This is a genomic window from Microvirga sp. Mcv34, assembly GCF_024519725.1.
Lineage (GTDB): Bacteria > Pseudomonadota > Alphaproteobacteria > Rhizobiales > Beijerinckiaceae > Microvirga.
Window position 1 is genome coordinate 205,852 of record NZ_JALJRK010000001.1, and the last position, 12,797, is coordinate 218,648.

14 protein-coding genes are annotated in these 12,797 nt (G+C 65.4%); 13 read left to right on the forward strand and 1 reads right to left on the reverse strand.

Annotation, left to right across the window (positions count from 1 at the left end; translation table 11 throughout):
* Positions 1–70: 70 nt before the first annotated feature.
* The 10 genes from OC446_RS01185 (at position 71) to OC446_RS01230 (ending at position 8,611) form a co-directional block, all read left to right on the forward strand.
* Positions 71–871 carry a segregation and condensation protein A gene (locus OC446_RS01185; RefSeq protein ID WP_262027208.1) on the forward strand — a complete coding sequence of 267 codons (801 nt, stop codon included), beginning with the start codon at positions 71–73 and terminating at the stop codon, positions 869–871.
* 5 nt (positions 872–876) lie between these two features.
* Positions 877–1,596 (forward strand): SMC-Scp complex subunit ScpB, encoded by a 720-nt coding sequence (gene scpB, locus OC446_RS01190; protein ID WP_410054982.1) that lies wholly within the window; start codon positions 877–879, stop codon positions 1,594–1,596.
* Positions 1,593–2,717, forward strand: a complete 1,125-nt coding sequence (locus tag OC446_RS01195; RefSeq protein WP_262027209.1) for an ABC transporter ATP-binding protein — start codon at positions 1,593–1,595, stop codon at positions 2,715–2,717. The genes scpB and OC446_RS01195 overlap by 4 nt, the downstream gene beginning before the upstream one ends.
* 57 nt (positions 2,718–2,774) lie before the next feature.
* Positions 2,775–3,017 carry a twin-arginine translocase TatA/TatE family subunit gene (locus tag OC446_RS01200; RefSeq protein ID WP_262027210.1) on the forward strand — a complete coding sequence of 81 codons (243 nt, stop codon included), beginning with the start codon at positions 2,775–2,777 and terminating at the stop codon, positions 3,015–3,017.
* 74 nt (positions 3,018–3,091) lie between these two features.
* Positions 3,092–3,697 carry a Sec-independent protein translocase protein TatB gene (tatB, locus tag OC446_RS01205; RefSeq protein ID WP_262027211.1) on the forward strand — a complete coding sequence of 202 codons (606 nt, stop codon included), beginning with the start codon at positions 3,092–3,094 and terminating at the stop codon, positions 3,695–3,697.
* Complete coding sequence (gene tatC / locus OC446_RS01210) at positions 3,694–4,497, forward strand: twin-arginine translocase subunit TatC (RefSeq protein WP_262027212.1); 804 nt, start codon at positions 3,694–3,696, stop codon at positions 4,495–4,497. The genes tatB and tatC overlap by 4 nt, the downstream gene beginning before the upstream one ends.
* Positions 4,498–4,598: 101 nt before the next feature.
* A complete protein-coding gene (serS, locus tag OC446_RS01215; protein ID WP_262027213.1) occupies positions 4,599–5,960 on the forward strand; it encodes a serine--tRNA ligase in 1,362 nt (453 codons plus the stop codon).
* Position 5,961: 1 nt separating this feature from the next.
* The gene (surE, locus tag OC446_RS01220) at positions 5,962–6,726 is read left to right on the forward strand and encodes a 5'/3'-nucleotidase SurE (protein ID WP_262027214.1); all 765 of its coding nucleotides are present in this window, start codon (positions 5,962–5,964) and stop codon (positions 6,724–6,726) included.
* 25 nt (positions 6,727–6,751) lie between these two features.
* On the forward strand, positions 6,752–7,423 hold the full coding sequence (locus OC446_RS01225; protein WP_262027215.1) for a protein-L-isoaspartate O-methyltransferase family protein: 672 nt from the start codon (positions 6,752–6,754) through the stop codon (positions 7,421–7,423).
* A gap of 114 nt (positions 7,424–7,537) precedes the next feature.
* On the forward strand, positions 7,538–8,611 hold the full coding sequence (locus tag OC446_RS01230; protein ID WP_410054983.1) for a peptidoglycan DD-metalloendopeptidase family protein: 1,074 nt from the start codon (positions 7,538–7,540) through the stop codon (positions 8,609–8,611).
* 97 nt (positions 8,612–8,708) lie between these two features.
* Here OC446_RS01230 and OC446_RS01235 read toward each other — a convergent pair whose 3' ends face one another.
* Complete coding sequence (locus OC446_RS01235) at positions 8,709–9,584, reverse strand: ATP-binding protein (protein ID WP_262027217.1); 876 nt, start codon at positions 9,582–9,584, stop codon at positions 8,709–8,711.
* A 225-nt stretch (positions 9,585–9,809) separates the two neighbouring features.
* Between OC446_RS01235 and yajC the strand changes: the two genes are divergently transcribed.
* The 3 genes from yajC to secF all read left to right on the forward strand — a co-directional run bounded on the left by yajC (position 9,810) and on the right by secF (position 12,793).
* A complete protein-coding gene (gene yajC, locus OC446_RS01240; RefSeq protein WP_262027218.1) occupies positions 9,810–10,142 on the forward strand; it encodes a preprotein translocase subunit YajC in 333 nt (110 codons plus the stop codon).
* A gap of 92 nt (positions 10,143–10,234) precedes the next feature.
* Positions 10,235–11,842, forward strand: coding sequence for a protein translocase subunit SecD (secD, locus tag OC446_RS01245; RefSeq protein WP_262027250.1), 1,608 nt, complete (start codon positions 10,235–10,237; stop codon positions 11,840–11,842).
* A 12-nt stretch (positions 11,843–11,854) separates the two neighbouring features.
* A complete protein-coding gene (gene secF / locus OC446_RS01250; RefSeq protein ID WP_262027219.1) occupies positions 11,855–12,793 on the forward strand; it encodes a protein translocase subunit SecF in 939 nt (312 codons plus the stop codon).
* Positions 12,794–12,797 lie beyond the last annotated feature (4 nt).

Here is a 12,797-nt window from a genome sequence, read left to right on the forward strand (position 1 = left end):
TTGGATTGATCCCAAAAGTGCGTTCCACTTTTGGGTCCAATGCTAAAACCCCATGAGTTGAGTACGGTCGATGGCAAACCCTTTACCCTTCGAGGATGTCGAGCGCACGGAGCGGGCCGAGAGCGAGCCTGCCCTGTTCGTCGACGTGGACGGGTTCGAAGGGCCCCTCGACCTCCTGCTGGAACTCGCCCGGCGTCAGAAGGTGGACCTCCACCGAATCTCGATTCTGGCCCTTGCCGAGCAATACATCGCCTTCATCGAGGCCGCGCGCCGGATGCGTCTCGAGCTGGCGGCGGATTACCTGGTGATGGCGGCCTGGCTCGCCTATCTCAAGTCCCGCCTCCTGCTGCCCGAGCCGCCGAAGGGCGAGGAGCCGAGCGCCGAGGAGCTCGCGACGGCGCTTGCCCTGCGCCTGCGGCGCCTGGAGGCCATCCGCGAGGCCGCCAAGAAGATGGGCGAGCGCTCCTGGCTGGGCCGCGACGTCTTTGCCCGCGGCGCGCCCGAACCCGTGATCGTCCTCCGGGATTCCCGCTACGAGGCGAGCCTGTACGACCTTCTCAAGGCCTATGCCCAGCAGCGGCAGATCCAATTCAATGCTCGGGTGTCCCTGCACAAGCGGAACGTCTGGTCGCTCGTCGATGCCAGGGAAGCCCTGGAGCGTCTGGTTGGCCACTTGAACGATTGGGTGACACTCGACACCTATCTGATGGAATACATGGTCGAGCCTGCCATGCGACCGACGATCCTGGCTTCGGCTCTGTCCGCGACCCTGGAAATGGTGCGAGAGGGCAAGCTGACCGTCCGGCAGGACGAGGCCTTCGCCCCGGTTTGGGTCAAGCCCGTCGCCGACCCGGCCGAGGCAGGAGTTTGAGCAAGATGCAGCCCGACAAACAGGACGATGCGACTGAGATTAGGGAATCCGAGGGTCCGGACGTCAGCTATGTGCCCGATCACCGCGAGGCCATGCGGATCGCCGAAGCGCTTCTGTTCGCCGCGCCCGCGCCCCTGAGCGCCGAGGAGCTGAGCGGGCGCCTGCCGGAAGGCGCGGATGTGGAGAAGATCCTCCAGGACCTGACCGAACTCTACGCCCCTCGGGGGGTGAATCTCGTTCGGGTAGCTGGAAAATGGACCTTCCGCACGGCCGGCGATCTGTCCTTTGTGCTCGCCCGCGACGTGGTCGAGCAGCGCAAGCTGTCCCGCGCCGCCATGGAGACCCTGGCGATCATTGCCTATCACCAGCCGGTGACCCGCGCCGAGATTGAGGAGATCCGGGGCGTCGCCACCTCCAAGGGCACTGTCGATACTCTCTTGGAAACGGGCTGGATCCGCCTGAGGGGACGCCGGAAGGCACCCGGCCGCCCCGTGACCTACGGCACGACGCCGGGCTTCCTGGAGCATTTCGGCCTCGACGCCATCGAGGATCTACCGGGCCTCGAGGAACTCAAGGGGGCAGGGTTCATCGAAGGCCGCGTGCCTTCGGACCTCTCGGTGCCGACACCCTCCGATGCGGATGCCCTGCGCGAGGACGAGGATCCGCTGGACGACGATCTGCTCCAGCCGCTCGACATGCACCAGACCGAGGTGGGCGAGGAATGACCGCAAGACCCGTCGGGTCCGCTCGCGACCTGTTTCGTCTGCCCCGCTGGGGCCAGCGCGGAACGGCTGGGGCTTCGATCCCGGCCCAGCTGACCTTCGAGAACATCGTCCAGGCCTATGACAGCCAGCGCGCGCTCGACGGGGTGTCGCTGACTATCGAGCCGGGCGAGATCGTCTGCCTGCTTGGCCATTCCGGCTGCGGAAAGACCACCCTGCTGCGCATCGCCGCGGGGGTCGAAATGCCGACCTCCGGCCGGGTGCTGATGGATGGGCGGGAAGCGAGCGGACTGAAGACCTTCCTGGAGCCGGAGCGGCGGGGCATCGGGCTGATGTTCCAGGACTACGCCCTGTTCCCGCACATGACGATCCTCCAGAACATCATGTTCGGCCTCAAGGATCTGTCGGCCTCCGAAGCCGGCATCGCAGCGCGGCGCGCCTTGTCACGCGTCGGTCTCGAGCATTACGCCAACGAGTATCCCCATACCCTGTCGGGCGGCGAGCAGCAGCGCGTGGCGCTGGCCCGTTCGATTGCGCCAAGGCCCGGCGTCCTGCTCATGGACGAGCCGTTCTCGAACCTCGACCGGCGTATGCGCGACGCGATCCGCGACGAGACTGTCGCAATCCTGAGAGAAACCGGCGCTACGACCATCGTCGTCACGCACGATCCGGAGGAGGCGATGCGGATCGCCGACAGGATCGTGCTCATGCGGTCCGGCAAAATCATCCAGCAAGGCGAGGCGGAGGAGATCTATCGCCGCCCGGCGAACCTGTTCGCCGCCCGCTTCTTCTGCGACTTCAACGAGCTCGAAGGCGTGGTCCGCAACGGCCAGGTTTCCTGTCCGGTCGGAATCTTCCCGGCGCCGCATCTGGCGGATGGCCCGGCCATCGTCTGCGTACGGCCGCAAGGCCTGAAGCTCAAGCCGGCGGGCTTCTGCTTGCCGGGACGTGTGGTGTCTCGTCGCTTTCTCGGCGAGGTCGATCTGGTGCACATTGATGTGCAGGGGGTTGACCGCCCCTTGCAGGCCCGCGTTCACGATCCCGTTGGCGTGACCGAGGGACAGGACGTGGGCATCGAGATCGCTACTAAGGATGTCCTTGTTTTCGCCGCCTCCGACGCATAGGTTGGCGGCGAGTTCATATCGAGAAGCCGCGCCTCGCGGGGCGCAGGAGGAATTGCCATGGGTGGCACGAGTATTTGGCACTGGATCGTCGTCGGTCTGATCGTCGTCCTTCTGTTCGGACGCGGCAAGATCTCCGACATGATGGGTGACGTCGCGAAGGGCATCAAAGCCTTCAAGAAGGGCATGTCCGAGGACGATGCGCCGGCAAAGCCGGTGCAGCCGTCCGAGCCGGTTCGCACCCTCGACCATCAGGCGGGCGCTCCCACGAGCACCGCGACGACGGACCACAAGGTCGGCTAAGCTTCGTGCGCCGCCGCTCCGGAGCGGCGTGTCAGTACGCGTGAGTACCTAAGAGGCAGGTTCGAGGCCACGTCATGTTAGACATGAGCTGGGGTGAGGTCATGGTGATCGGCGCCGTCGCGCTGATCGTGATCGGCCCGAAGGATCTGCCGAAGGCGCTGCGGACGGTCGGGCAGGTGACGGGGAAGCTTCGCCGCATGGCGGCGGAGTTCCAGGGGCAGTTCAACGAGGCCATGCGCGAGGCCGAGCTCGACGACGTCAAGAAGCAGCTCCAGGGGATGAACGATTCCGTCTCCTCCTTGGGCAATGCGAGCTTCAACCCGATCCAGACGATCAGGGACGAGCTCAAGACCTCGATCGAAACGCCCGTGACGGGTGCAGCGAAGGTTCCCGAGACCGAGACTGGGCTGGATGTCCCGGCCGTGACCTCCGAACAGGCCAGTTCTGAGCCGGCGGCGCCTGCAAAGGACGCCTCCGATGCCTCGGTCCAGGCTGTGGTGGAAGGGCGCGAGCCCGCTCCCAATGATCCCCTGATCGATCTGCCGCCTCCGCCGAGCGTCGATCCGGCCACGGAAATCGCCGAATCCCTGCGGCGGGAGGCGGAGTACGAGGCCCAGCAGGCTGCCCTCGCCGAGCAACTTTCAGAAAAACCAGAAAAATCGGACGCAAAAGCTGGATGACCACCGCCGCTGAAGACGATGAGGTCGAAGCTTCGCGCGCGCCTCTGATCGAACACCTGACCGAACTGCGCTCACGCCTGATCAAGGCGCTGGCTGCGTTCGTAATCATGTTTTTCCTCTGCTTCGCCGCCGCGAAGTACATCTACAACGCGCTTGTCTGGCCCTACGTCCTCGCGGTCGGCTCGCCGGAGAAGGCACACCTCGTCTATACGCATGGCCTGGAATATCTGTTCACGCAGATCCAGGTCGCGGCCTTCGGCGCGGGCTTCCTGGCTTTTCCGGTCATCGCCATGCAGATCTACAAGTTCGTCGCGCCGGGCCTCTACAAGAACGAGCGCCGGGCCTTCGTGCCCTATCTCATCGCGACGCCGGTCCTTTTCATCATAGGCGCGGCGTGCGTCTACTTCATCGCCATGCCGCTCCTCATGCGCTTCTCTGTGGGCATGCAGCAACTGGCGACGGACAATGCGCCGGCCATCGAGTTCCTGCCGAAGGTTAGCGAGTACCTGTCGCTGATCATGACGCTGATCTTCGCCTTCGGCATCTGCTTCCAGCTGCCGGTCATCCTGACCCTGCTGGCCCGCGCCGGGATCATCGACGCACAGTTCCTGAAGGACAAGCGTCGCTATGCGATCGTTTTCGTCTTCGTCCTCGCCGCGGTTCTTACACCGCCGGACGTGATCAGCCAGTTCGCCCTTGCGATCCCCACCTTGCTTCTTTACGAGGCATCCATCTTCTCTGTGACCATGGTCGAGAAGAAGCGTGCGGAAGCCGAGGCCGCGCGCGCGGCGGAGGAGTAGAGGCCGAAAGGACTCCACATCGGCCGCCATCCTCGGCATAAGTTGAAGGGGCGGCCACGTCGAAAATGACAGGGCCGCTCGACGAAGCAGGTCCTCATCCCATGCACGACATCCGTTCCATCCGCGAGAATCCCGCGGCTTTCGACCAAGGCCTCCGGAACCGGGGCATGGAGCCCCTGTCCGCGCAGCTGATCGCCCTCGACGATTCCCGGAAGGCCGCGGTTTCCGCCCTGCAAGCGGCCACTGAGCGCCGCAATGCCCTGTCCAAGGAAATCGGCCAGGCCAAGGCCAAGAAGGACGAGGCCCGGGCCCAGGAACTGATGGCCGAGGTCGCCCGCATCAAGGAGACGATGCCGGAACTGGAGGAGGGCGAGCGCGCCGCCGAGAAGGCGCTGTTCGCGTCTCTTGCCGCCATTCCCAACATCCCGAAGGAGGATGTGCCGGTCGGGGCCGACGAGCACGGCAACGTGGAACGCCACCGCTTCGGCACGCCCCCGACCCTGAACAGCGCCAAGCAGCATTTCGAGATCGGCGAGGCTCTCGGCCTGATGGATTTCGAAACGGCCGCCAAGCTCTCCGGCTCGCGCTTCGTCGTCCTGAAGGGCGGCCTGGCGCGCCTGGAGCGCGCCCTCGGCCAGTTCATGATCGATCTCCACACCAACGAGCACGGCTACACGGAAGTGAACCCGCCGCTGCTGGTGCGGGACGACGCCATGTTCGGAACGGCGCAGCTCCCGAAGTTCGAGGACGACCAGTTCTGGGCCTTTCCCGGCAACTCGCTCGAGCAGATCATGGCCGCCGCGCTCGAAGGTCAGCCGAGCGATGCGATCGCGAAGCTGGTCAAGGATACGCGCTACGGCATGATCCCGACGGCCGAGGTCACGCTCACCAATCTCGTGCGCGAGCAGATCCTCTCCGAGGACGAACTGCCCCTGCGCTTCACCGCGCTCACCCCGAGCTTCCGCGCCGAGGCGGGGTCCGCCGGACGCGACACGCGCGGCATGATCCGCCAGCACCAGTTCGTGAAATGCGAGCTCGTCTCGATCACGACGCCCGAGACCTCCGCAGATGAGCACGAGCGCATGCTCACCAGCGCCGAGAACGTGCTGAGGAAACTCGAGCTGCCGTTCCGCACCATGACGCTCTGCACGGGCGACATGGGCTTCTCCTCGACCAAGACCTACGACATCGAGGTCTGGTTGCCGGGGCAGGGGATGTACCGCGAGATTTCGAGCTGCTCGGTCTGCTCCGATTTCCAGGCGCGGCGTATGAATGCCCGCTACCGCGCGACCGGCGAGAAGCAGCCTCGTTTCGTGCATACGCTCAACGGCTCCGGCCTCGCGGTCGGGCGGACGCTCGTGGCTGTTCTGGAGAACTACCAGAACGAGGACGGCAGCGTCACGGTCCCGTCGGCGCTCCAGCCCTATATGGGCGGGATCACCCGCATCGAACGTCAGGCCTGACATGCGCATTCTCTGCACCAACGACGACGGCATCCATGCCCCGGGCCTGAAGGCCCTGGAGGCCATCGCCCGCAACCTGTCGGATGATGTCTGGGTCGTCGCGCCCGAGACCGATCAGAGCGGCGTGGCCCATTCGCTCTCGCTCAATGATCCCTTGCGCCTGCGCGAGGTGTCGAGCCGGCACTTCGCCGTGAAAGGCACGCCGACCGATTGCGTGATTATGGGCGTGCGACACCTCATGCGGGATGCGCGACCGGATCTCGTGCTCTCCGGGGTCAACAGGGGCCAGAACGTGGCCGAGGACGTGACCTATTCCGGAACCGTGGCCGGCGCCATTGAGGGCACGATCCTCGGCATCCCGTCCATCGCGCTCTCGCAGGCCTACGGGCCGGGCACGCGCAACGCGCCGCGCTGGCAATGCGCCGAGCATCATGGCCCCAAGGTGGTGCGCAGGATCCTCGAGGCAGGCGTCGACAAGGGTATCCTGGTCAACGTCAATTTTCCCGATTGCGAGCCAGGGGATGTCGAGGGGACGGCTCTCGTCAACCAGGGGCAGCGCACGCAGGAGCTGCTCCGTCTCGACGAGCGCCAGGACGGGCGGGGCAATCCCTATTTCTGGATTGCCTTCGAGCGCCGTCCCTTCACGCCCGGTAACGGCACGGACCTGTGGGCCATCGCGAACCGGCGCATCGCCGTCACGCCGCTCCGCATCGACATGACGGACGAGCCAACTCTGACGCGTTACGCGCAGGCCTTCGGCGGATGAACGGGCGGGCGCGATGAGCCAGGACATGCCTTTCATGCCGGAAGCGGACCTCCGCGATGAGCAGGAGGCAATCGGCGCCGCGTCCTTCATCCTGTCCCTGCGTGCCAAGGGTATTCGCGACACGGCGCTTCTGCGCGCTATGGAGCTGGTGCCGCGCGAGATCTTCGCGCCGCGGCGCTTCACCGACCTCGCCCGCACGGATGTGGCGCTCCCGCTGCCCTGCGGGCAGACGATGACAGGCCCCGCAACGGTGGCCGCCATGCTGCTGTCGCTGGGCGTCCAGCCGGGGCAGCGCGTTCTGGAGGTCGGCACCGGAAGCGGTTACGTGACCGCTTTGCTGGCAAGGCTCGGCGCTGAGGTCACGAGCGTCGAGCGGTTCAACACGCTGGCGGAAAGCGCCGCGCAGCATCTCAAGATCATTGATGCGGGGAAGGTCCGCCTGGAAGTGGGCGATGGCCTGGCCCAGCGAGTGCGCGACCGGTTCGACCGCATCCTGCTCAACGGGGCTTGCGCCGAAATTCCGGAGACCGTGACGAGCCTGCTCGGACCGGGGAGCCGTCTGGTCGGGGCGGTCACCATCGAGGGCGTGCCGCACCTCGTGCGGATCGAGCGCAACGCCGAGGGTGAACTGGCGCAAACGGTCGGCGCGGCCTTGCGCCTTTCGCCCCTCGTCACCGGGATTGCGGCCACACTCTGACCCAATTGAAATATTTTCGGACAGGGTTACGACAATCCGCCTAGCGTCAACCGTTGCTTAACCTGAACAGGCTTTTAATGGCTCCATCGAGTTGCGTTCGGTTGGGGTTGAGTGATGCGGTTGCGTGTGTGTTCTGGGCATTGGGGTGCGGTGTCGCGGATCGCTCTGGTAGGGCTGATCGGCAGTGCGGCGGCAGCCTGCAGTACCGATAGTGCGCGGTTCGCCGAGAACCCGTTCTCGAATCCCTTTGCGGCTAGCGAGCGCATGGACAACACGGCCTCCATGGCGCCTCAGCCCGCTCCGTCCTATTCGGCTGCGCCGATGCCGACATCGACAGTTCAGGCGCAGGCTCTGCCTCCTGTGCAGTCCCAGCCCCTGTCGCAGCCTACCCGCATCGCCTCCGCTCCCGCCCCGGTTCAGTCGCGAGCCATGCCGGTCGCCCAGGCCGCGCCGGCCCAGCCTGCGAGCCGCCCCCAGTTCCGTCTCGTCGACACGTCGAAGGTGCCGGCCGCGACCACGCCGGTCGCCGCCGCCGAGCCGGCCAAACGCGTTCGTCCCGGCATGACCACGACGGCCCAGGCGCCCGCTCCGGCGCACACCCGGTCCGCCCCGATGCAGGTCGCGGCCGCCACCGACGAGCCGCTGGTCTCCGCTCCGAAGCCCCTGGTTTCCGCTCCGAAGCCGGTGGTGGAGCAGCCCAAGGTCGCGGCTCTCACCCAGCCCGAGCAGGTGAAGCCCGCCGTTCAGCCGGTCGCCCCGGCGCCTCAGCCCGAGGCCGCCAAGGCTCCCGTGCCGGAGCCGGAGCAGACCGCCAGCCTGTCGGGCGATTTCCGCTGGCCGGCCCGCGGCCGCGTCATCGCCGGCTTCGGCGCCAATGGCGGCAATGAAGGCATCAACATCGCGGTCCCCGAAGGTACGCCGGTCAAGGCCGCCGAAGCCGGCACCGTGACCTATGCTGGCAGCGAGGTGAAGGGCTACGGCAACCTCGTCTTAATCAAGCACGAGAACGGCTATGTCTCGGCCTATGCCCATAACGGCTCGCTCAACGTCAAGCGCGGCGAGCAGGTGAAGCGCGGCCAGGTGATCGCCACCTCCGGCCAGACCGGCAACGTGACCTCGCCGCAGCTCCACTTCGAGATCCGCAAGGGCGCGCAGCCCGTCGACCCGATGAAGCATCTCGGCGGCTGATCAGACCAAGGATTTGGGCCGGTCGCGTCCGTCGGGGCCGGTCGAATGAGGGGACGGTGGAGCTCAGCCACCGTCCCTTTGTCGTTTTAGATCTGTTTCAGATCGTCTTGCCCAGCCGCCCGGCCAGGTCCTGGATGAACTGCCAGGCCGTGCGCCCGGAACGGGCTCCGCGGGTCGTCGCCCATTCCAGTGCCTCGGCGCGGATCGTGTCGCGGTCCGCCTGCAGGCCGAGATGGTCGACATAGGCGAAGACCATGTCGAGATATTCGTCCTGGCTGCATTTGTGGAAGCCGAGCCAGAGGCCGAAGCGGTCGGAGAGGGAAACCTTCTCTTCCACGGCCTCGCCCGGATTGATGGCGGTAGAGCGCTCGTTCTCCATCATGTCGCGCGGCAGCAGGTGGCGCCGGTTCGAGGTGGCGTAGAAGATCACGTTGTCGGGTCGTCCCTCGATCCCGCCTTCCAGCACCGCCTTGAGCGACTTGTAGGAGGTGTCATCCGCGTCGAAGGAGAGATCGTCGCAGAAGACGATGAAGCGGTGCGGGTCCGAACGCAGCAGGCCCATGAGGTCCGGCAGGGTCTCGATATCCTCCCGGTGGATCTCGATCAGCTTGAGGGGAAGCGCGTCAGCCAGCTTGGCGTGGTTGCTTTCCGCATGGACCGCCTTGACCAGGGAAGACTTGCCCATGCCCCGGGCGCCCCAGAGGAGGGCGTTGTTGGCCGGCAGGCCCCGGGCGAAGCGTTGCGTGTTCTCCGCCAGCTGATCGCGGACCCGATCGATGCCGCGCAGGAGGCTCATCTCGACCCTGTTGACCTTGGGGACAGGCGAAAGCCTGCGCCCGGCCGCCTGCCAGACGAAGGCATCGGCCTCGGTGAAATCGGCATGAGCCATGCCTGTAGGGGCGAGGCGCTCCAGGGCGTCGGCGATCCGCGTCAAAAGCGCCAGGGATTCGGTGGAGATCAGATCGGCGGGCATGAAATTCCGGCTTCAAGAAACGGTGAGGATGCCGTGCTTAGCGCGAAAATGGCCGCCCGGTCCATGGAGGAGAGGGCTCCGGCCGCGCAAGGAGCCTTGGGAAACGCCTTGAACTTCATTGATTTCGGCGAGTCGATGGGTATAGTCCGCCACGCTTTGTAATCCCGTCTGGCGCGGGTGGGCCCGAAACGGGCCTGCCACGCGCCTTTATCCATGGAGAGCCGCTTGTTCATTTCACCTGCCTTCGCACAAGGGGCCCCCGCCGGGGGCGGAACGGAGATGATCCTTCAATTCGTTCCGTTCATCCTCATATTCGTCATCATGTGGTTCCTGATCATTCGGCCCCAGCAGCGCCGGGTGAAGGTCCATCAGGAGATGATCAAGAATGTGCGTCGCGGCGACACGGTGGTCACCTCGGGCGGAATCATCGGCAAGGTGACGAAGGTTCTCGAAGATTCGAACGACATCGAAGTCGAGATCGCCGACGGCGTGAAGGTGAAGGTGGCTCGCGCCATGATCTCCGAGGTCCGCTCCAAGAGCGAGCCGGTCAAGGCCTGATGTGAAAAGAAGCCGGCCCTCGATGTCTCCGACAAGGGCCGGTTCGCCGCAGAACCGATGCGGCCATGCGTGTGAGAAAGGTTGAGCTGACGATGCTGCGCTTCTCGAGGTCGAAGATCATCGCCACCGTGGCGATCATTGTGATCGGCCTGCTTCTTGCGGTTCCGAGCACGATGAATCGCGAGCAGCGTCAGGCCTACCTGAATGCCATTCCGAGCTGGATTCCGTCCTGGCTCGTTCCGTCCCGCGCCATCGTGCTGGGCCTCGACCTGCAGGGCGGTTCCCATGTCCTTTTGGAGGTCGACCAGCAGGATCTCTTGCGCGGCCAGATCACACTCCTGCGCGACGACGTCCGCCGCATCCTGCGCGACACCCGCGTGTCGTCGCAGAACGGCATTCAGACCGTTCAGCGGGGCGTGCAGATCCGCGTGCCCGATGCGGCCGACCGCGAGCGGCTCATGCCGCGCCTGCGCGAGCTGTCGCAGCCCATCGGCAATGCCATGCTCGGCCAGTCCGGCGGCAACTCGGTCCAGATCAACACCACGCCGGACGGGGTGATCACGCTCACCTATACGGATGCGGGCATCAACGAGCGCGTGCGCCGCGCCGTCGACCAATCCATCGAAGTCGTCCGTCGCCGTATCGACGCCACGGGTACCACGGAGCCGAGCATCCAGCGCCAGGGCGCCGACCGCGTCCTGGTCCAGGTTCCCGGCCTGCAGGATCCGCAGCAGCTGAAGGCTCTGCTGGGCGAAACCGGCAATCTCGAATTCCGCCTGCTGGCTCAGGCGGGCGCGACCGACGTCGACATGCTTCCCATGCAAGATGCCGGCGGCCAGCGCGTTCCGGTCGAGCGCCGGGTGATCGCCGAAGGCGGCGACCTGACGGATGCGCAGCCGGCCTTCGACAGCCAGACCCGCCAGCCCATCGTCAATTTCCGCTTCAACATCCGTGGCGCCCAGCGCTTCGGCCAGGCGACGACGGAAAATCTCGGCCGGCAGCTCGCTATCGTCCTGGATAACCGGGTGATCTCGGCGCCGACGATCCAGTCGCCGATCACCGGCGGCTCCGGTCAGATCTCGGGCAGCTTCACGGTCGAGCAGGTGAACAACCTGGCGGTCCTGCTGCGCTCCGGCGCCCTGCCTGCCAAGCTCACCATCGTCGAAGAGCGCACCGTGGGTCCGGGCCTCGGGCGCGATTCCATCGAGGCGGGCAAGTTGGCGACCTATGTGGCGGCCGTCTTCGTCGTCCTCTTCATGTTCGCAACCTATGGCGTTTTCGGTCTCATCGCGAATATCGCGCTCCTCGTCCATGTGGGCCTCATCTTCGGCCTCATGTCGGTGCTCGAAGCCACGCTGACGCTCCCGGGTATCGCGGGCATCGTTCTCACCATCGGCACAGCCGTGGACTCGAACGTGCTCATCTACGAGCGTATTCGCGAAGAGGTACGCTCCGGTCGCTCCATCGTGTCGGGTATCCAGGCGGGCTTCGACCGCGCCTTCGCCACCATCGTCGACTCGAACAGCACCATGGCGATCGCGGCCTTGATCCTGTTCTTCCTCGGCTCCGGCCCCGTGCGCGGCTTCGCCGTCGTGTTCATCCTCGGCATCCTGACGACCGTGATCACCGCCGTCACCCTGACGCGCATGCTGATCGCGCTCTGGTATCAGTGGATGCGTCCCAAAGTTCTTCCGTTCTAAGGAGTGCGTATCGTGCGCCTCATTCGCCTCTGGCCCGAAAACTCCCACTTCGACTTCATGCGCCTGCGGCGCTTCTCGTTCCCGCTTTCGGCCGTGATCTCGATCGCCACGGCGATCGTGCTCGTGACGATCGGCCTCAACTTCGGCATCGACTTCAAGGGCGGCACGCTCATGGAGATCCAGGCCAAGTCCGGGCAGGCCGATGTCGCACAGATCCGCCGGACCGCCGAGGGCTTCGGCTTCGGCGACGTGGAGGTGCAGGAATTCGGCACGGGCGGCGAGGTGTCCCTCCGCTTCCCGATCCAGGCCGGCGGCGAGTCCGCGCAGGCGGCCGTGGTGCAGAAGGCCCGCGACACCTTCAGCAACGAGTACGATTTCCGCCGGGTCGAGACCGTCGGCCCACGCGTGTCGGGAGAACTCGTGCAATCCGGCACCATCGGCGTCGTGCTCTCGGTCATCGCGGTGCTGTTCTACCTATGGTTCCGCTTCGAGCGCGAGCTGGCGGTCGCGTCCATCATCGGCACGCTGCACGACATCGTGCTCACCATCGGCTTCTTCGTGATCACCCGTCACGAGTTCAACATGACGTCCATCGCGGCGATCCTGACCATCGTGGGCTATTCGCTCAACGAAACCGTGGTGGTGTTCGATCGAACCCGTGAGCTGATGCGCCGCTACAAGACGATGCCGGCCGAAGAGCTGTTGAACCTGTCGATCAACCACACCATGTCCCGTACGATCATGACGGCGGTGACCACGGCGCTGTCGCTGCTGGCGCTCGTCCTCTTCGGCGGGCAGGCGATCCAGGGCTTCGCGCAGGTCATGCTCTACGGCGTCGTCATCTGTACGTACTCGGCCATCTGCATTTCGTCCCCCATGCTGATCTATATCGGCCTGCGCGGGTCGGAGTCCGTCAAAGTGCCGGAGGGCAGGGCCGCCGCAGCGGAGTAGGACC

Bases quoted from the DNA above. Each gene is read 5' to 3' on its own strand.
- OC446_RS01185 (WP_262027208.1), top strand. From the start codon at position 71: ATGGCAAACCCTTTACCCTTCGAGGATGTCGAGCGCACGGAGCGGGCC.
- scpB (WP_410054982.1), top strand. From the start codon at position 877: ATGCAGCCCGACAAACAGGACGATGCGACTGAGATTAGGGAATCCGAG.
- OC446_RS01195 (WP_262027209.1), top strand. From the start codon at position 1,593: ATGACCGCAAGACCCGTCGGGTCCGCTCGCGACCTGTTTCGTCTGCCC.
- OC446_RS01200 (WP_262027210.1), top strand. From the start codon at position 2,775: ATGGGTGGCACGAGTATTTGGCACTGGATCGTCGTCGGTCTGATCGTC.
- tatB (WP_262027211.1), top strand. From the start codon at position 3,092: ATGTTAGACATGAGCTGGGGTGAGGTCATGGTGATCGGCGCCGTCGCG.
- tatC (WP_262027212.1), top strand. From the start codon at position 3,694: ATGACCACCGCCGCTGAAGACGATGAGGTCGAAGCTTCGCGCGCGCCT.
- serS (WP_262027213.1), top strand. From the start codon at position 4,599: ATGCACGACATCCGTTCCATCCGCGAGAATCCCGCGGCTTTCGACCAA.
- surE (WP_262027214.1), top strand. From the start codon at position 5,962: ATGCGCATTCTCTGCACCAACGACGACGGCATCCATGCCCCGGGCCTG.
- OC446_RS01225 (WP_262027215.1), top strand. From the start codon at position 6,752: ATGCCTTTCATGCCGGAAGCGGACCTCCGCGATGAGCAGGAGGCAATC.
- OC446_RS01230 (WP_410054983.1), top strand. From the start codon at position 7,538: ATGCGGTTGCGTGTGTGTTCTGGGCATTGGGGTGCGGTGTCGCGGATC.
- OC446_RS01235 (WP_262027217.1), bottom strand. From the start codon at position 9,584: ATGCCCGCCGATCTGATCTCCACCGAATCCCTGGCGCTTTTGACGCGG.
- secD (WP_262027250.1), top strand. From the start codon at position 10,235: ATGCTGCGCTTCTCGAGGTCGAAGATCATCGCCACCGTGGCGATCATT.